This is a genomic window from Streptomyces sp. MST-110588 (assembly GCF_022695595.1).
GTDB lineage: Bacteria > Actinomycetota > Actinomycetes > Streptomycetales > Streptomycetaceae > Streptomyces.
In genome coordinates this window covers 985,636-1,003,789 of record NZ_CP074380.1, presented here as the reverse complement: position 1 = coordinate 1,003,789, position 18,154 = coordinate 985,636, and the positions used below count along the sequence as shown (strand labels likewise).

General features: G+C 71.3%; 14 protein-coding genes and 1 pseudogene. 13 read left to right on the top strand and 2 right to left on the bottom strand.

All coding sequences use genetic code 11. The annotated features are described in order from the left end of the window. The first annotated feature begins 54 nt into the window (after window positions 1-54). From KGS77_RS04500 to KGS77_RS04460, 9 genes are all read left to right on the top strand, one after another. Window positions 55-807 (top strand): YebC/PmpR family DNA-binding transcriptional regulator, encoded by a 753-nt coding sequence (locus KGS77_RS04500; protein WP_242578786.1) that lies wholly within the window; start codon window positions 55-57, stop codon window positions 805-807. Between the two features lie 192 nt (window positions 808-999). Further along, window positions 1,000-1,773, top strand: coding sequence for a crossover junction endodeoxyribonuclease RuvC (gene ruvC, locus KGS77_RS04495; protein WP_347404439.1), 774 nt, complete (start codon window positions 1,000-1,002; stop codon window positions 1,771-1,773). Then, on the top strand, window positions 1,770-2,390 hold the full coding sequence (gene ruvA, locus KGS77_RS04490; protein ID WP_242578785.1) for a Holliday junction branch migration protein RuvA: 621 nt from the start codon (window positions 1,770-1,772) through the stop codon (window positions 2,388-2,390). The genes ruvC and ruvA overlap by 4 nt, the downstream gene beginning before the upstream one ends. Before the next feature lie 198 nt (window positions 2,391-2,588). Next, window positions 2,589-3,617 carry a Holliday junction branch migration DNA helicase RuvB gene (ruvB, locus tag KGS77_RS04485; protein ID WP_242587290.1) on the top strand — a complete coding sequence of 343 codons (1,029 nt, stop codon included), beginning with the start codon at window positions 2,589-2,591 and terminating at the stop codon, window positions 3,615-3,617. A gap of 163 nt (window positions 3,618-3,780) precedes the next feature. Continuing rightward, complete coding sequence (gene yajC, locus KGS77_RS04480; protein ID WP_242578784.1) at window positions 3,781-4,308, top strand: preprotein translocase subunit YajC; 528 nt, start codon at window positions 3,781-3,783, stop codon at window positions 4,306-4,308. A 151-nt stretch (window positions 4,309-4,459) separates the two neighbouring features. Beyond that, the gene (gene secD, locus KGS77_RS04475; RefSeq protein ID WP_242578783.1) at window positions 4,460-6,286 is read left to right on the top strand and encodes a protein translocase subunit SecD; all 1,827 of its coding nucleotides are present in this window, start codon (window positions 4,460-4,462) and stop codon (window positions 6,284-6,286) included. 1 nt (window position 6,287) lies between these two features. Further along, on the top strand, window positions 6,288-7,445 hold the full coding sequence (gene secF, locus KGS77_RS04470) for a protein translocase subunit SecF (RefSeq protein ID WP_242578782.1): 1,158 nt from the start codon (window positions 6,288-6,290) through the stop codon (window positions 7,443-7,445). Next, entirely contained in the window at window positions 7,442-7,990 is a 549-nt protein-coding gene (locus KGS77_RS04465) for an adenine phosphoribosyltransferase (protein WP_242578781.1), read from the top strand. Before secF ends, KGS77_RS04465 begins: the two co-directional genes overlap by 4 nt. 472 nt (window positions 7,991-8,462) lie before the next feature. After that, window positions 8,463-10,799: a bifunctional (p)ppGpp synthetase/guanosine-3',5'-bis(diphosphate) 3'-pyrophosphohydrolase gene (locus KGS77_RS04460; protein ID WP_242578780.1), complete on the top strand. Its 2,337-nt coding sequence runs from the start codon at window positions 8,463-8,465 to the stop codon at window positions 10,797-10,799. Between the two features lie 114 nt (window positions 10,800-10,913). Here the strand turns inward: KGS77_RS04460 and KGS77_RS04455 are convergent, their stop codons facing one another. Beyond that, window positions 10,914-12,143 (bottom strand): DUF349 domain-containing protein, encoded by a 1,230-nt coding sequence (locus KGS77_RS04455; RefSeq protein WP_242578779.1) that lies wholly within the window; start codon window positions 12,141-12,143, stop codon window positions 10,914-10,916. Window positions 12,144-12,528: 385 nt separating this feature from the next. Continuing rightward, window positions 12,529-13,371, bottom strand: coding sequence for a peptidylprolyl isomerase (locus tag KGS77_RS04450; protein ID WP_242578778.1), 843 nt, complete (start codon window positions 13,369-13,371; stop codon window positions 12,529-12,531). A gap of 141 nt (window positions 13,372-13,512) precedes the next feature. Here KGS77_RS04450 and KGS77_RS04445 point away from each other — a divergent pair, with 141 nt between their 5' ends. The 4 genes and pseudogenes from KGS77_RS04445 to KGS77_RS04430 form a co-directional block, all read left to right on the top strand. Then, complete coding sequence (locus KGS77_RS04445; protein ID WP_242578777.1) at window positions 13,513-14,229, top strand: MBL fold metallo-hydrolase; 717 nt, start codon at window positions 13,513-13,515, stop codon at window positions 14,227-14,229. Between the two features lie 10 nt (window positions 14,230-14,239). Beyond that, window positions 14,240-15,502, top strand: a complete 1,263-nt coding sequence (hisS, locus tag KGS77_RS04440) for a histidine--tRNA ligase (RefSeq protein ID WP_242578776.1) — start codon at window positions 14,240-14,242, stop codon at window positions 15,500-15,502. A gap of 278 nt (window positions 15,503-15,780) precedes the next feature. After that, window positions 15,781-16,422 carry a vitamin K epoxide reductase family protein gene (locus KGS77_RS04435; RefSeq protein WP_242578775.1) on the top strand — a complete coding sequence of 214 codons (642 nt, stop codon included), beginning with the start codon at window positions 15,781-15,783 and terminating at the stop codon, window positions 16,420-16,422. A gap of 119 nt (window positions 16,423-16,541) precedes the next feature. Further along, window positions 16,542-17,884: pseudogene (locus KGS77_RS04430) on the top strand (replication-associated recombination protein A); the annotation flags it as partial. Window positions 17,885-18,154 lie beyond the last annotated feature (270 nt).

The window sequence follows — 18,154 nt, the reverse complement described above, 5'->3', positions numbered from 1 at the left end:
CGGTAGGATCTCAGGCGTTCGTTTCGAAATGGGTTACGCGAAGGAGACAGGCGGATGTCCGGCCACTCTAAATGGGCTACGACGAAGCACAAGAAGGCCGTGATCGATGCCAAGCGCGGCAAGCTCTTCGCGAAGCTGATCAAGAACATCGAGGTGGCGGCCCGTACCGGCGGCGCCGACCCCGATGGCAACCCGACGCTCTTCGACGCCATCCAGAAGGCGAAGAAGCAGTCGGTGCCGAACAAGAACATCGACTCCGCGGTCAAGCGCGGTGCCGGCCTGGAGGCCGGTGGCGCCGACTACGAGACGATCATGTACGAGGGTTACGGCCCGAACGGCGTCGCGGTGCTCATCGAGTGCCTCACCGACAACCGCAACCGTGCCGCCTCCGACGTCCGCGTCGCCATGACCCGCAACGGCGGTTCGATGGCCGACCCGGGTTCGGTGTCCTACCTGTTCAACCGCAAGGGCGTCGTCATCGTCCCCAAGGGCGAACTGTCCGAGGACGACGTGCTCGGCGCGGTCCTGGACGCGGGCGCCGAGGAGGTCAACGACCTCGGCGAGACCTTCGAGGTCCTCAGCGAGGCCACCGACCTGGTCGCGGTCCGCACCGCGCTCCAGGAAGCCGGCATCGACTACGACTCGGCCGACGCCAACTTCGTCCCCACCATGCAGGTGGAGCTGGACGAGGAGGGCGCGCGCAAGATCTTCAAGCTGATCGACGCGCTGGAGGACAGCGACGACGTGCAGAACGTCTTCGCCAACTTCGACGTCTCCGACGACGTCATGGCCAAGGTCGACGCCTGATTCCGCTCCGCGGCCGGACCGTCCCCCGGGGCGGGGACCGGCCGCCGGGGCGCCTCACGTGACGGTTGTGCAGCAGTACGGGCCGGCGGGACACACCCCGTCGGCCCGTCGCGTTGTCAGTGGCGGCCGATAACCTGCACGAACAGGCAACGAAGGACGCGGCCGAGGCACGAGGGGGAGGGAAGAGGCCCGATGAAGGTGCTGGGGGTGGACCCCGGGCTGACCCGCTGCGGGGTCGGCGTGGTCGAGGGCGTCGCGGGCCGCCCGCTGACGATGGCCGCAGTCGGGGTCGTGCGGACCCCGGCCGACGGGGAGATCGCCGAGCGGCTGGTCCTCATAGAGCGCGGCATCGAACAGTGGCTGGAGGAACACCGTCCCGACTGCGTCGCGGTGGAGCGCGTCTTCAGCCAGCACAACGTCCGTACGGTCATGGGAACGGCCCAGGCCAGCGCGATCGCCATGGTCTGCGCCGCGCGCCGGGGGCTGCCCGTGGCGCTGCACACCCCCAGCGAGGTCAAGGCCGCCGTCACCGGCTCGGGCCGGGCCGACAAGGCCCAGGTCGGCGCGATGGTCACCCGCCTGCTGCGGCTGGACGCCCCGCCCAAGCCGGCCGACGCGGCCGACGCGCTGGCGCTGGCCATCTGCCACATCTGGCGCGCGCCCGCCATCGGCCGCCTCCAGCAGGCGCAGGCCGCCGCCAACCGTCTCCAGCGGTCCCGGACGACGGCCCGCCGCGCCCCCCTTTCCGTACGCGCGTCCGCTCCCGCCCGCACACCCGCCCCCGTACGAGCGCCTGCTCCCGCCCGCACACCCGGTCCGGGCCGCGCGCCTGAGCCCGTACGTGCCCCCGGCTCCGGTTCCGGTTCCGGTTCCGGCCCAGGGTCCGAAGCCGCCCGGACGACGCAGAACCCCCGGAACGCCCAGAACCCCCAGAACACTCAGCACCCCCAGAAGGACACCCGATGATCGCCTTCGTCTCCGGCCCGGTCGCCGCCCTCGCCCCGGACACCGCCGTCGTCGAGGTCGGCGGCATCGGCATGGCCGTCCAGTGCACTCCCGGCACCCTCTCCAAGCTGCGCGTCGGGGAGCCGGCCAAGCTCGCCACCTCCCTCGTCGTACGGGAGGACTCACTGACCCTGTACGGCTTCGCGGACCAGGACGAGCGGCAGACCTTTGAACTCCTGCAGACCGCTTCCGGCGTGGGCCCGCGGCTGGCCCAGGCGATGCTCGCCGTGCACTCCCCGGACACCCTGCGGCTCGCCGTCGCCAACGGGGACGACAAGACGCTCATGGCCGTACCCGGCATCGGCAAGAAGGGCGCCCAAAAGCTCCTCCTGGAACTGAAGGACCGGCTCGGCGCCCCGGTGGGCAACGCCACGGCGGGCGTCGGCAGCGCCGTGACCGCCGGCTGGCGCGACCAGTTGCACGCCGCGCTCATCGGCCTGGGCTATGCCACCCGCGAGGCCGAGGAGGCGCTGGCCGCGGTGGCGCCGCAGGCCGAGGCGGCCGTGGCCGAGGGCGGCCGGCCGCAGGTGCCGCAGCTCCTGAAGGCCGCTCTGCAGACCTTGAACCGGGCGCGCTGAGCCGCGCGTCCCACGGCGCCCCGGCCGAGCGGCCCGGCGCCACCCCGCCAGGAAAGACCCTTCGGCGCACCCCGCGGCCGGGGCGGCCGAGACGAGATGTGAGGCAGGACGGAAGTGAACTGGGACCAGCGCACCGACGCCGCGGACGGCGGGTGGCCGGGCGGGCTCGCGGACGGCCCGGCCGGAGCGGCCGACCGCCTGGTGGGACCGGACGCCGATGGGGAGGACACCGCGGTGGAGGCCGCGCTGCGCCCCAAGGACCTGGAGGAGTTCGTGGGCCAGGAGCGGGTGCGCGAGCAGCTCGACCTGGTCCTGCGGGCGGCCCGCGCCCGCGGCGCCACAGCCGACCACGTCCTGCTCTCCGGTGCCCCCGGGCTCGGCAAGACCACCCTGTCGATGATCATCGCCGCCGAGATGGGCGCCCCGATCCGCATCACCTCCGGGCCCGCCATCCAGCACGCCGGAGACCTGGCCGCGATCCTCTCCTCCCTCCAGGAAGGTGAGGTGCTCTTCCTCGACGAGATCCACCGGATGTCCCGGCCCGCCGAGGAGATGCTCTACATGGCGATGGAGGACTTCCGGGTCGACGTCATCGTCGGCAAGGGCCCCGGCGCCACCGCCATCCCCCTGGAACTGCCGCCCTTCACCCTGGTCGGCGCCACCACCCGGGCCGGCCTGCTGCCGCCGCCGCTGCGCGACCGGTTCGGCTTCACCGGCCACATGGAGTTCTACACACCCGCCGAACTCCAGCGGGTCATCCACCGCTCCGCGGGCCTGCTGGATGTCGACATGGAGCCCGAGGGCGCCGCCGAGATCGCCGGCCGCTCCCGCGGCACCCCGCGCATCGCCAACCGTCTGCTGCGCCGGGTCCGCGACTACGCCCAGGTCAAGGCCGACGGCGTGATCACCCGCGAGATCGCCTCCCAGGCGCTGGGTGTGTACGAGGTCGACGGCCGCGGCCTGGACCGGCTGGACCGCGCCGTGCTGACGGCCCTGCTCAAGCTGTTCGGCGGCGGTCCGGTGGGCCTGTCCACCCTCGCGGTGGCGGTGGGGGAGGAGCGCGAGACGGTCGAGGAGGTCGCCGAGCCGTTCCTGGTACGCGAGGGCCTGCTCGCCCGTACGCCCCGTGGCCGGATCGCCACCCCCGCCGCCTGGGCCCACCTGGGACTCGTACCTCCGCAGCAGCAGGCGGGCGGCGGCGGACAGCAGGGGCTCTTCGGAGCGTGACGGCGCGGTCAGTCGCCGGGTCAGGAACTGCGGTGCCATGCTGGGCGTTGTTCCACCGGTGCGGACTCGCTTAGACTCCGCCGATGCCGTCCGTATGGTCCGGCATACCCACCCCCGTATATCAGACCGCGCCTCCAGCGGTCGTGCGAAGGATTTCCGTCCCGTGAGTATCGTGACCCTCCTCCCGTTCATCGTCCTCATCGGGGCCATGTTCCTGATGACGCGGTCTGCCAAGAAGAAGCAGCAGCAGGCTGTGGAAATGCGTAACCAGATGCAGCCCGGCACCGGCGTCCGCACGATCGGAGGCATGTACGCCACCGTCAAGGAGATCCACGACGACACGGTCCTCCTTGAGGTCGCCCCGGGCGTGCACGCCATCTACGCCAAGAACGCCATCGGCGCTGTGCTGCCGGACGACGAGTACAACCGCATCCTCGACGGTGCCGACCCGGTCCACACCGACGAGCCGGTCGTGCCCGACGACGCCTCCTCGCTGACCGGGGACACCGCCGACGCCGACGAGCCGGCCGCCGGGTCCGCCAAGCTCCAGAAGTCGGACAAGATCGACCTGGGCAAGACCGGCGCCGACGAGCCGGCCGAGCCGGCCGAGGCGAAGACCGCCGAGGACGCGAAGGACACGAAGGACGCGCCGAAGGCCGAGAAGAAGGACGGCGGCGCCGACGCGAAGTAAGCCCCGCCCCTACGGAACCGCGAGCGCCCGCCATACGGTGCGCCGCGGTTCCGGGACGGTCTAGGCTCCGGCGGGGGCACGTCCCCACAACACTTCGTGGCCGCTCGGCAGACACCCGAAGCCGGGCGGTTGGACAGGGAGATACGAGAAGGTGGCAGCACCGAACAAGGGCCGCAGGTCCCCTGGAGGCCAGGGAAGGCCGGGGCGCACCCTGGTCCTGATCCTGATCGCCATGATCGCGCTGGTCGGGGGCATGTTCTACTCCGGCACGCTGACGCCGCGACTGGGCATCGACCTGGCGGGCGGCACGAGCTTCACGCTCGCGGCCCAGAACCAGCCGGGCAAGCCCAATGCGATCAACGAGACCAACATGAACACCGCCGCGGACATCATGGAGCGGCGTGTCAACGGTCTGGGCGTGTCCGAGGCCGAGGTCCAGACGCAGGGCTCCGACCACATCGTCGTGAACATCCCCAAGGGGACGGACGCCAAGCAGGCCCGGAAGCAGGTCGGTACCACCGCCCAGCTCGCGTTCCGGCCGGTGCTGACCGCCGCCGCGGGCGCCAAGACCCCGGCGCCCACCCCCAGCCCCTCCAAGGGCGGCAAGGACGGCAAGGGAGCCGACAAGAAGGACGGCAAGGACGCCAAGAAGGACGACGGCAAGGACGGCAAGGACGCCAAGGACGGCAAGAAGGACGAAGCGTCCTCGCCGTCCCCGTCCGCCAGCGCCTCCCCCCAGGGCCGCGCCGTGACCAGCGGTCTGAAGAAGGACCCGTCCACCCCGCCCAAGGCGACCTCCCCCTCCGGCTCCGCCTCCGCCAAGCCCAGCACCCCGCCCCAGCAGCCGCCGGCCGGTCCCACCGAGGTCCCGGCCGACCTCCAGAAGAAGCTGGCGGCCCTGGACTGCTCCACCAAGCGCTCCCGCGCCGAGGCCAACCAGCAGGCCGCCGGCGCCAAGCCCGGCGACCAGGTCGTGGCCTGTGGTGACGACGGCGCTCAGAAGTACGCCCTGGGCCCGGTGGCCGTCGAGGGCACCGACGTCAAGGACGCCTCCGCGGTCTTCGAGAGCCAGCAGGGCCAGGGGTGGATCGTCCAGATGGACTTCACCTCCGAGGGCGGCAAGAAGTTCGCCGACATCACCGGCAAGCTCGCCGCCAAGATGCAGCCGCAGAACCAGTTCGCCATCGTGCTCGACGGCGAGGTCATCTCGGCTCCGTCGGTCAGCAAGGCCATTCCCGGCGGGCAGGCCACGATCTCCGGCGGCTTCACCCAGCAGAGCGCCGGGGACCTGGCGAACATGCTGTCCTACGGTGCCCTGCCGCTCTCCTTCAAGATCGACGACGAGACCACGGTCACCGCGGCGCTCGGCGGTGAGCAGCTCCAGGCGGGTCTGATCGCCGGCGCCATCGGCCTCTTCCTGGTCGTGGTCTACCTGGTCGCCTACTACCGCGGTCTGGCCCTGGTCGCCCTCGCCAGCCTCGCGGTCTCCGCGGTCCTCACGTACGCGATCATGACGCTGCTCGGCCCGGCCATAGGCTTCGCGCTGAACCTGCCGGCCGTCTGCGGCGCGATCGTCGCCATCGGTATCACGGCCGACTCCTTCATCGTCTACTTCGAGCGCATCCGGGACGAGATCCGCGAGGGCCGCTCGCTGCGTCCCTCGGTGGAGCGCGGCTGGCCGCGCGCCCGCCGTACGATCCTGGTCTCGGACTTCGTGTCGTTCCTGGCCGCGGCGGTGCTCTTCATCGTCACCGTCGGCAAGGTGAAGGGCTTCGCGTTCACCCTCGGGCTCACCACGGTCCTGGACGTCGTCGTGGTCTTCTTCTTCACCAAGCCGCTGGTGACGCTGCTGGCCCGCCGGAAGTTCTTCGCCGGCGGTCACCCCTGGTCCGGGCTGGACCCCAAGCGCCTGGGCGCCAAGCCGCCGCTGCGCGGTCGCCGTCGTGCCGCCGCCCCCATCGAGACGAAGGAGGCGTGAGATGTCCAAGCTCGGAAACCTCGGCGCCCGGCTCTACCGCGGTGAGGTCGGCTACGACTTCATCGGCAAGCGGAAGATCTGGTACGGCATCTCGATCCTGATCACCATCACGGCCATCGTGGGCCTGGCGGTGCGCGGCCTGAACATGGGCATCGAGTTCTCCGGCGGCGCGGTCTTCACCACGCCCAAGACCAGCGTGTCCGCCGCGGAGGCGGAGCGCCGGGCCGAGGCCGCCGCCGACGGCCACCAGGCCGTGGTGCAAAAGCTCGGCAGCGGTGGCCTGCGCATCCAGATCAGCGAGCTGGACACCGAGCAGTCGCTGCCGGTGCAAGAGGCCCTGGCCAAGGACCTCAACGTCCCGGCCAAGGACATCAACACCCAGCTCGTCGGGCCGAGCTGGGGTGAGCAGATCGCCGACAAGGCCTGGCTGGGCCTGGGGATCTTCATGGTCCTCGTGGTGATCTACCTGGCCATCGCCTTCGAGTGGCGGATGGCGCTGGCGGCCCTGATCGCGCTGGTCCACGACCTGACGATCACGGTCGGTGTGTACGCCCTGGTCGGCTTCGAGGTCACCCCGGGCACCGTCATCGGTCTGCTGACGATCCTGGGTTACTCGCTCTACGACACCGTCGTGGTCTTCGACAGCCTCAAGGAGATGTCCAAGGACATCACCAAGCAGACCCGCTTCACCTTCGGTGAGATGGCCAACCGCAGCATCAACTCGACCCTGGTGCGTTCGATCAACACCACGGTCGTGGCGCTGCTGCCGGTCGCCGGTCTGCTCTTCGTCGGCGGCGGCTTCCTGGGCGCCGGCATGCTCAACGACATCTCGCTCGCGCTGTTCGTCGGCCTCGCGGCCGGCGCGTACTCCTCGATCTTCATCGCGACCCCGCTGGTCGCCGACTTCAAGGAGCGCGAGCCGACGATGAAGGCGCTGGCCAAGCGGGTGCACGCCAAGCGTGCCGCCGCCGCGGCCAAGGGCGACTCCCGGGAGGAGCCGCGCCGCGCCGGTGACGCCGAGGACGCAGCGTACGAACAGGAGGGTGCCGAGGCCGCCGGGAACGCCGCCGCGGCCGGCACCGGTGTCGCCGGCCCGCGCCGGCAGGCCGACTCCCGCGGCAGCCGCGGCCGGGGCCGTCCGTCGGGCGGGCGCCGATGAGCGCCCCCGCCGGGCTGCGCGAGCTGCTGCTCAGCCGTATCGCGGACGTGCCGGACTACCCCAAGCCCGGAGTGGTGTTCAAGGACATCACCCCGCTGCTCGCCGATGCCACGGCCTTCGGCGCGCTGACCGATGCGTTCGCCGACATGTGCGTGCGCTACCGGGTGGACAAGGTCGTGGGCCTGGAGGCGCGGGGATTCATCCTCGCCGCCCCCGTGGCGGTCCGCGCGGGCGTGGGATTCGTTCCCGTACGCAAGGCCGGAAAGCTCCCCGGAGCGACCCTGCGCCAGGCGTACGAGCTGGAGTACGGCACCGCCGAGATCGAGCTGCACGCCGACGCGCTGGCGCCCGGCGACCGTGTCCTGGTGATAGACGACGTGCTGGCCACCGGCGGCACCGCCGACGCCTCGCTCCAGTTGATCCGCCGCGCGGGCGCCGAGGTGGCGGGCGTCGCGGTCCTGATGGAGCTGGGCTTCCTGGACGGCCGCGCACGCCTGGAGCCCGATCTGGCGGGTGCCCCGCTGGAGGCGCTGATCACCGTCTGACCGGTTACCGCCGTACGCGGAGCAGCGGTGCCGCCGCACCTCGCGACGGCACCGCGTACCGCGCACGAACCGCACATCGTTTGCGAAAAGGCATCCGGAACAAACCCGGATGCCTTTTCGCTGTCCTGTACGGACCTTCGGGCCGCGGAAGAGGCCGGGCGCCCGGCTCGATACCATGGCACCCCGACCAGTTCCCGGTCTGGTGGTCCGGACCCTCCCTCCTCGCCCGCCCGCGGCGACCGGAGGCCCCCACCGAGGAGTAGCTCTTGCCAGACGAGGCCCAGCCGCTCTCCCCCGAAGCCCGTCCGGGGGATCCGCGTCCGCCCGTACGGACCGGCTGACGCCGGACGCCGCGGCGCACTCGGACGCGCCGGACAGGACCGGGAGCGGCGGCGCCGCGCGGCGGTCCCGGCAGCCGGCCGTCCGGCCCGCCGCGCCGCCCCCCGTCCCGGTGCACAAGACCCCGGCGACCGTGCCCAAGTCCCCGCCGCCCGCCACCACCGGCCGCTCCGGCTCGCCCAACCGCGTACGGGCCCGGCTCGCGCGCCTGGGCGTGCAGCGCCAGAGCCCGTACAACCCGGTCCTGGAACCGCTGCTGCGGATCGTGCGCGGCAACGACCCGAAGATCGAGACGGCCACGCTGCGCCAGGTCGAGCGTGCCTACCAGGTCGCCGAGCGCTGGCACCGCGGCCAGAAGCGCAAGAGCGGCGACCCGTACATCACCCACCCGCTCGCGGTGACCACGATCCTGGCCGAGCTGGGCATGGACCCGGCGACCCTCATGGCGGGCCTGCTGCACGACACCGTCGAGGACACCGAGTACGGCCTGGACACGCTGCGCCGCGACTTCGGTGACCAGGTGGCGCTGCTCGTGGACGGCGTGACCAAGCTGGACAAGGTCAAGTTCGGCGAGGCCGCGCAGGCGGAGACCGTACGCAAGATGGTCGTGGCGATGGCCAAGGACCCGCGCGTCCTGGTCATCAAGCTCGCCGACCGCCTGCACAACATGCGCACCATGCGCTACCTCAAGCGGGAGAAGCAGGAGAAGAAGGCGCGCGAGACCCTGGAGATCTACGCGCCGCTGGCCCACCGGCTGGGCATGAACACCATCAAGTGGGAGCTGGAGGACCTGGCCTTCGCCATCCTCTACCCCAAGATGTACGACGAGATCGTACGGCTGGTCGCCGAACGCGCCCCCAAGCGTGACGAGTACCTGGCCATAGTGACCGACGAGGTCCAGGCCGACCTGCGGGCCGCCCGCATCAAGGCCACCGTCACCGGCCGCCCCAAGCACTACTACAGCGTCTACCAGAAGATGATCGTGCGGGGCCGGGACTTCGCCGAGATCTACGACCTGGTGGGCATCCGCGTCCTGGTCGACACCGTCCGGGACTGCTACGCGGCCCTGGGAACCGTGCACGCGCGATGGAATCCGGTCCCCGGCCGGTTCAAGGACTACATCGCGATGCCCAAGTTCAACATGTACCAGTCGCTGCACACGACGGTCATCGGGCCCAGCGGCAAGCCCGTCGAGCTCCAGATCCGTACGTTCGACATGCACCGCAGGGCCGAGTACGGCATCGCCGCGCACTGGAAGTACAAGCAGGAAGCGGTCGCCGGCGCCTCCAAGGTGCGTACCGACGTGCCCAAGAACGCCGGCAAGGGCGTCGGCCAGGACACCGTCAACGACATGGCCTGGCTTCGGCAGTTGCTGGACTGGCAGAAGGAGACCGAGGACCCCGGCGAGTTCCTGGAGTCGCTGCGCTTCGACCTCTCCCGCAACGAGGTCTTCGTCTTCACGCCCAAGGGCGATGTCATAGCGCTGCCGGCCGGCGCCACCCCGGTGGACTTCGCGTACGCCGTCCACACCGAGGTCGGTCACCGCACCATAGGGGCGCGGGTCAACGGCCGCCTGGTGCCGCTGGAGTCGACCCTGGACAACGGGGATCTCGTCGAGGTCTTCACCTCCAAGGCGCCCGGCGCGGGGCCCTCCCGCGACTGGCTGGGCTTCGTGAAGTCCCCGCGCGCCCGCAACAAGATCCGCGGCTGGTTCTCCAAGGAGCGCCGGGACGAGGCCATCGAGCACGGCAAGGACGCCATCGCGCGGGCCATGCGCAAGCAGAACCTGCCGATCCAGCGCATCCTGACGGGCGACTCGCTGGTCACCCTCGCCCACGAGATGCGCTATCCGGACATCTCCTCCCTCTACGCCGCCATCGGCGAGGGGCATGTCACCGCGCAGAGCGTCGTACAGAAGCTGGTGCAGGCGCTCGGCGGACAGGACGAGGCGACCGAGGACATCGCCGAGTCCACCCCGATCCGGCCGCGCTCCAAGCGGCGCTCCAGCGCCGACCCGGGCGTGGTGGTCAAGGGCGTCGAGGACGTGTGGGTCAAGCTGGCCCGGTGCTGTACGCCGGTCCCGGGCGACCCCATCATCGGCTTCGTCACCCGCGGCAGCGGTGTGTCGGTGCACCGCGCCGACTGCCTCAACGTCGACTCCCTGTCCCGGCAGCCGGAGCGCATCCTGGACGTCGAGTGGGCCCCCACCCAGTCCTCGGTCTTCCTGGTCGCCATCCAGGTCGAGGCCCTGGACCGCTCCCGGCTGCTGTCGGACGTCACCCGTGTCCTGTCCGACCAGCACGTCAACATCCTGTCCGCGGCCGTCCAGACCTCCCGCGACCGGGTCGCCACCTCGCGCTTCACCTTCGAGATGGGCGACCCCAAGCACCTGGGGCACGTCCTCAAGGCCGTACGGGGCGTGGAGGGCGTGTACGACGTCTACCGTGTGACCTCGGCCCGCCGGCCGTAAGCAGGGCCACAGGCGGCCGTAGGACCCGGCACCGCACGTCCGAGGGCCCTGTACGGAGATCCGTACAGGGCCCTCGGGGTGGTGGCCGCTGTCAGCCGCGAAGGGCGCGCGCCCTCAGCCGCCGAACTCCTCCAGGCCCTTCAGCGCCTGGTCCAGCAGCGCCTGCCGGCCCTCCAGCTCCCGCGCGAGCTTGTCGGCCTTGGCGTCGTTCCCGGCCGCCCGGGCCGCGTCGATCTGCCGCTGGAGCTTGTCCACGGCGTCCTGGAGCTGGCCGGTCAGGCCCTCCGCCCGGGCCCGCGCCTCGGGGTTCGTACGCCGCCAGTCGGCCTCCTCGGCCTCCTGGATGGCGCGCTCGACCGCGTGCATCCGGCCCTCGATCTTCGGGCGGGCGTCCCGCGGGACGTGACCGATCGCCTCCCAGCGCTCGTTGATCGAGCGGAAGGCCGCCCGCGCGGCCTTCAGGTCCGAGACCGGCAGCAGCTTCTCCGCCTCGGCGACCAGTTCCTCCTTGCGGGTGAGGTTCTCCCGCTGCTCGGCGTCCCGCTCCGCGAAGACCTCGCCGCGCGCCTGGAAGAAGATGTCCTGGGCGCCGCGGAAGCGGTTCCACAGGTCGTCCTCGTGCTCCCGCTGGGCGCGCCCCGCGGCCTTCCACTCGGCCATCAGCTCGCGGTAGCGGGCCGCGGTGGGGCCCCAGTCCGTCGAGCCGGACAGCGCCTCCGCCTCGGCGACCAGCTTCTCCTTGGTCTTACGGGCCTCCTCGCGCTGGGCGTCCAGCGAGGCGAAGTGCGCCTTGCGCCGCTTGGAGAACGCCGAACGGGCGTGCGAGAAGCGGTGCCACAGTTCGTCGTCCGCCTTGCGGTCCAGGCGCGGCAGGCCCTTCCAGGTGTCGACCAGCGCGCGCAGCCGCTCGCCCGCCGCCCGCCACTGCTCGCTGGCCGCCAGTTCCTCGGCCTCGGCGACCAGCTTCTCCTTGGCCTGGCGCGCCTCGTCGCTCTGCCGGGCCTTCTCGGCCTTGCGCTCCTCCCGGCGGGCCTCGACGTCGCCCACGAGCTTGTCCAGCCGCTTCTTCAGGGCGTCCAGGTCGCCCACGGCGTGGTGCTCGTCCACCTGCTGACGCAGGTGCTCGATCGCGGCCGTCGCGTCCTTCGCCGACAGGTCGGTGGTTTTGACCCGGCGCTCGAGGAGGCCGATCTCGACGACCAGGCCCTCATACTTGCGCTCGAAGTAGGCGAGGGCCTCCTCGGGAGATCCCGCCTGCCACGATCCGACGACCTGCTCGCCGTCGGCGGTACGCACGTACACGGTCCCCGTCTCATCGACGCGGCCCCATGGGTCGCTGCTCACAGCGCCTCCTCCACATGATGCCGACGAGGGCGTTCGCCCCCCGGCATCGTCCACATTTTCTGTCCGGCAGGGCCGCGCCCTGGCCGGTCCGACGGGCTGTCTTGCGGGTGCGGGGGACAGCCTCCCTGGGCCATCGGCCACGGGACCCCAGAGCAAGCACCCTGCACAACGCCAATCTAGGCGACCGGCGGCCCGGCTGTCCGCATCCAGCACGACCGAAATTCCGTGGTGCGCACCCCTTACGAGTCCCTTACGGGCCCGTGGAGGTCACCCGCGGGGTGCCGCGCGGGGGCCCGTGGAGGTCCCCCGGCGGCGCCGTCCGGCGGCCGGGGACCTCTTGGGACCCGGTGATCCCAGGTCTCGGCGGTCCGGGGAACAGGCGGTTTCAGGACGTGGTGACGGTCGCCCGGTCGATGACCACCGTGGCGTTGGGCGCCGTGTTCTGCGTGGCCGGATCGAGCGTGGTGCCCGCCTTGGCGATCTTCTTCAGGACGTCCATGCCCTCGGTGACCGTCCCGAAGGGGGTGTAGTTCGCCGGGAGCCGGCTGTCCTGGTAGACGAGGAAGAACTGGCTGCCGCCGGTGTTGCGGGTCTTCTCGTCGCGGCCGTCGTAACGGTTGGCCATCGCCACCGTGCCCGCCGGGTAGACGCCGCCCTTGAGCCGGGGGTCCTTGAGGTTCTCGTCCGGGAGGGTGAAGCCGGGGCCGCCCTTGCCCGTACCGGTCGGGTCGCCGCACTGGAGGACGAAGATCCCCTGGTCGGTCAGCCGGTGGCACTTGCTGTGGTCGAAGTACTTCTTGTCCGCGAGGAAGGCGAAGGCGTTCACGGTGTGCGGGGCCTTGGCGGCGTCCAGCTTCAGGCCGATGTCACCGCAGGTCGTCTTCAGCTTCATCGTGTACGCGGCCGAGGTGTCGACCGACATGGCCGGTTCCTTCTCCCAGTGCTGCGTGGACGGCTTGCCCGGGGCGGGCTTGCCGCACGGGTCGGGAGCCTTGGCCGGGGTCGTCGGCCGGGCCGCCGCGTCGGTGGACTTCTCGTCCTTGCCCTTGTCGCCGTTCGCGGTCAGGGCGGCACACGAGGCTGCGCCGCCCGCCAGCGCCACCGCCAGGACGGCGGCGATGACCGCGTTGCGCCGCTTGGCCTTGGCCCGGGCCGCGGCCCGCCGCTGCTGCTGGCGCTCGAACTTCTCCCGGGCGAGCTGCCGCCGCCGCTGATCGCTGCTGACCACCGGTCGTCTCCTTGTGTGCGCTCGTGATCTGCCGTGGCCCGTACCGTATACGGGTTCGCCCCCGCGGGAGTCCCGCCGGTAGGCTCTGGAACTGCTGAACCCTCTGGGATCTGTCTGCCGGACCGAATTTTAAGGACGAACGTGCTGATTGCCGGGTTCCCCGCCGGGGCCTGGGGGACCAACTGTTACCTGGTCGCCCCGGCCGCAGGTGAGGAGTGCGTGATCATCGACCCCGGCCATCTGGCCACCGAGGGCGTCGAGGAAACGCTGAAGAAGCATCGGCTCAAGCCCGTCGCCGTCGTCCTCACCCACGGCCACATCGACCACGTCGCCTCGGTCGTCCCGGTGTGCGGGGCGCACGACGTCCCGGCCTGGATCCACCCCGCGGACCGCTACATGATGAGCGACCCGGAAAAGGCGCTGGGCCGTTCCATCGGGCAGCCGCTCATGGGCGAGCTGACCGTCGGGGAACCGGACGACGTCAAGGAACTGGCCGACGGCGGGAAGCTGGAACTGGCGGGTCTGGAATTCACCGTCGCGCACGCCCCGGGCCATACCAAGGGGTCGGTGACCTTCCGGATGCCCGAGCAGGCCGACATTCCGCCGGTCTTCTTCTCGGGCGACCTGCTGTTCGCCGGCTCCATCGGACGCACAGATCTGCCCGGCGGTGACCACGCCGAGATCCTGCGGTCGCTGGCACGCGTGTGCCTGCCCCAGGACGACTCGACCGTGGTGCTGTCCGGACACGGTCCCCAGACCACCATCGGCCGCGAGCGCGCCACCAACCCGTACCTGCGGGAGGTGGCCGCCGGCCTCGGAGCCCAGGCACCCACCGCGGCTCCGCGACGAGGAATGTGACAAGACTTCCGTGAGCACCTTCAAGGCCCCCAAGGGCACCTACGACCTGATCCCGCCGCAGTCCGCGACCTACCTCGCGGTGCGCGAGGCGATCTCCGCGCCGCTCAAGCGCTCCGGCTACGGCTACATCGAGACCCCCGGCTTCGAGAACGTCGAACTGTTCGCGCGCGGCGTCGGCGAGTCCACCGACATCGTCACCAAGGAGATGTACGCCTTCGAGACCAAGGGCGGCGACAAGCTGGCCCTGCGCCCCGAGGGCACCGCCTCCGTCCTGCGCGCGGCGCTGGAGGCCAACCTCCACAAGTCCGGCAACCTGCCCGTCAAGCTCTGGTACTCCGGCTCCTACTACCGCTACGAGCGCCCGCAAAAGGGCCGCTACCGCCACTTCTCGCAGGTCGGCGCGGAGGCGATCGGCGCCGAGGACCCGGCGCTGGACGCCGAGCTGATCATCCTCGCCGTCGACGCGTACAAGTCCCTCGGGCTGAAGAACTTCCGCCTGCTGCTGAACTCGCTCGGCGACAAGGAGTGCCGCCCCGTCTACCGGGCCGCCCTCCAGGACTTCCTGCGCGGTCTGGACCTGGACGAGGACACCCGGCGCCGGATCGACATCAACCCGCTGCGGGTCCTGGACGACAAGCGTGCGCAGGTCCAGGAGCAACTGGCGGGCGCGCCGCTGCTGCGCGACCACCTGTGCGAGGCGTGCAAGGCGTACCACGAGCAGGTGCGCGAGCTGCTGGGCGCGGCGGGCGTGGCGTACGAGGACGACCCGAAGCTGGTGCGCGGGCTGGACTACTACACCCGTACGACCTTCGAGTTCGTCCACGACGGCCTGGGCGCGCAGTCCGCGGTCGGCGGCGGCGGGCGCTACGACGGCCTGTCCGAGATGATCGGCGGCCCCGCGCTGCCGTCGGTCGGCTGGGCGCTGGGCGTGGACCGTACGGTGCTGGCGCTGGAAGCCGAGGGCATCGAGCTCGAACTGCCCGCCGCCACGGCCGTCTTCGCGGTGCCGCTCGGCGAGGAGGCCCGCCGGACCCTGTTCGCCGTGGTCACCGAGCTGCGCCGGGCCAAGATCGCCGCGGACTTCGCCTTCGGCGGCAAAGGTCTGAAGAACGCCATGAAGTCCGCCAACCGCTCCGGCGCCCGCCTGGCGGTCGTCGCGGGCGAACGGGACCTGGCCGAAGGCGTGGTGCAGGTCAAGGACCTGGAGAGCGGTGAGCAGACCGCGGTCGCGCTGGACGCGGTCACCGAGGAGGTCCGGCGCAGGCTGGGCTGATCCGGCATGCTGACCGGGTGATCGTGTGAAGCGGCCTGGCCGGTGGCGCAAGGCTGCCGGCCGGGCCGCTCCGTGTCCCGGTCCGTGCCCCTCTGCGCTCCCGCCACGCTCCCTTGGGGTCCGTCCGGCCCGGGCCGGACGGTGCACGGTGAGGTGCCTTTATGTCCATCGAACGGTGATATGGCGCGGAGTTGGGGCACAATGAGGCCCCAAAAGCACCTCCCGGGCGCGATGTCACCGCGCCACCGGGACCTCCACGGCATCGACGGAACGGCGATATGACGACGACAGCGCTTGACGACGTGTCCACCGAAGACGACCGCGGCGGCGGTGGGGGTTCCATCGGCGCGGGGCGCGGGCTCGGCTGGCTGCTGGCGATCACCGGTGCCCTCGGCGTGCTCGCCTCGTTCGTCATCACGACCGACAAGATCGAGCTGCTGAAGGACCCGAACTTCACGCCGGCGTGCACCGTCAGCCCGATCGTCTCCTGCACGGACGTGATGAAGAGCTGGCAGGCGGACGTCTTCGGCTTCCCGAACCCGGTTGCCGGCCTGGTGCTGTACGGCGCGGTCGTCGCCATCGGCATGGGCGTGGTGGCCGGCGCGCGCTACCGCCGCTGGTTCTGGGTGGGCCTGAACATCGGCACCTTCCTGGGCACCGCCTTCTGCATGTGGCTGATGAGCCAGGCGCTGTACGACATCAACGCGCTGTGCCTGTGGTGCACCCTGGCCTGGCTCACGACGCTCACCATGTTCTGGTACACCACCGTGCACAACATCAAGCACGGGATCATCCGGGTGCCCCAGGGAGTGCGCGGTGCCGTGCTGGAGTTCCACTGGGTCGTCCCGGTGCTGTGGTACGGCGTGATCGCGCTGCTGATCCTCACCAACTGGTGGACGTACTGGAGCTCGCTGCTCTGAGCGGCCGGAAGGCCCGACCGGCCCCCGCGCGGCCCGTGGCCCCGGTACCCGGAACGGCCGGGTGCCGGGCCACGGCCGTTCCACCGGCGTTGTCAGTGGGGTGACATAGGCTCGGGGACGTGGAGCCCGACCTGTTCACCGCCGCTGCCGAAGACCGCCAGGAGAAAGACCCCGCGGGGTCTCCCCTCGCCGTACGGATGCGTCCGCGCACCCTGGACGAGGTGGTCGGACAGCAGCACCTGCTCAAGCCCGGCTCGCCGCTGCGCCGTCTGGTGGGGGAGGGGAACGGCGGACCCGCGGGCCCGTCCTCGGTCTTCCTGTGGGGGCCGCCCGGTATCGGCAAGACGACGCTGGCCTATGTCGTCAGCCAGGCCACCAACAAGCGCTTCGTGGAGCTGTCGGCGATCACGGCGGGCGTCAAGGAGGTCCGGGCCGTCATCGACGGCGCCCGCCGGGCCTCGGGCGGCTACGGCAAGGAGACGGTCCTCTTCCTGGACGAGATCCACCGCTTCAGCAAGGCCCAGCAGGACTCCCTGCTGCCCGCCGTCGAGAACCGCTGGGTCACGCTCATCGCGGCGACCACGGAGAACCCGTACTTCTCCGTGATCTCCCCGCTGCTCTCCCGCTCCCTCCTGCTGACCCTGGAACCGCTCACCGACGAGGACCTGCGCGCACTGCTGCGGCGCGCGCTGACCGACGCGCGCGGACTGGCCGGGGCGGTCACGCTCCCTGAGGACACCGAGGCGCATCTGCTGCGGATCGCAGGGGGAGACGCCCGGCGGGCCCTGACGGCCCTGGAGGCCGGGGCCGGGGCCGCGATCTCCAAGGGCGAGAAGGAGATCACGCTCACGACGCTGGAGGAGTCCGTCAACCGGGCCGCGGTGAAGTACGACCGGGACGGCGACCAGCACTACGACGTCGCCAGCGCCCTGATCAAGTCCATCCGCGGCTCCGACGTGGACGCGGCGCTGCACTACCTGGCCCGGATGATCGAGGCGGGCGAGGACCCGCGGTTCATCGCCCGGCGGCTGATGATCTCCGCGAGCGAGGACATCGGCCTGGCCGACCCGACGGCGCTGCAGACCGCGGTCGCCGCCGCCCAGGCCGTGGCGATGATCGGCTTCCCGAGGCCCGGATCACGCTGAGCCAGGCCACCATCGCGCTGGCGCTCGCGCCCAAGTCCAATGCCGCCTACCTGGCGATCGACGCCGCCCTGGCGGACGTACGGGCGGGGCTGGCCGGGCCGGTGCCGCCGCATCTGCGCGACAGTCATTACAAGGGCGCCGAGAAGCTCGGCCACGGCAAGGGCTATCAGTACCCGCACGACCTGCCGGGCGGCATCGCGGCCCAGCAGTACGCCCCGGACGCGGTGCACGGCAAGCGGTACTACACCCCGACCCGCTACGGAGCCGAGGCCCGGTACGCGGAGGTCACCGACCGGGTGCGCGCCCGGCTGCGCGGCGAGGCGCCGCCCCGCCCGGCCGAGCCGGCCACCGGTCCCGCTCCCTCTCCCGCCCCGGATGCGGCGCGGGCCGACGACCGGTCCGGCGAGGGGACGGGGAGCGCCTCGGGTTCCGCCGGCTGACGGGCCGCCGTACGGACCGTACGGAAAACCTCGCGAGGCCGTACAGAAAGCCTCCCGACGCCGTACGGAAACCCTTGCGACGCCGTACGCAGCCGGGAGCCGCACCGCACGGGAAACCCCCGGTCGCGGCCGGGCGCCGGCAAGGCC

What these genes read in the sequence shown, in the direction of transcription:
- KGS77_RS04500 (WP_242578786.1), top strand. Translation starts at nt 55, where the DNA reads ATGTCCGGCCACTCTAAATGGGCTACGACGAAGCACAAGAAGGCCGTG.
- ruvC (WP_347404439.1), top strand. Translation starts at nt 1,000, where the DNA reads ATGAAGGTGCTGGGGGTGGACCCCGGGCTGACCCGCTGCGGGGTCGGC.
- ruvA (WP_242578785.1), top strand. Translation starts at nt 1,770, where the DNA reads ATGATCGCCTTCGTCTCCGGCCCGGTCGCCGCCCTCGCCCCGGACACC.
- secF (WP_242578782.1), top strand. Translation starts at nt 6,288, where the DNA reads ATGTCCAAGCTCGGAAACCTCGGCGCCCGGCTCTACCGCGGTGAGGTC.
- KGS77_RS04465 (WP_242578781.1), top strand. Translation starts at nt 7,442, where the DNA reads ATGAGCGCCCCCGCCGGGCTGCGCGAGCTGCTGCTCAGCCGTATCGCG.
- KGS77_RS04435 (WP_242578775.1), top strand. Translation starts at nt 15,781, where the DNA reads ATGACGACGACAGCGCTTGACGACGTGTCCACCGAAGACGACCGCGGC.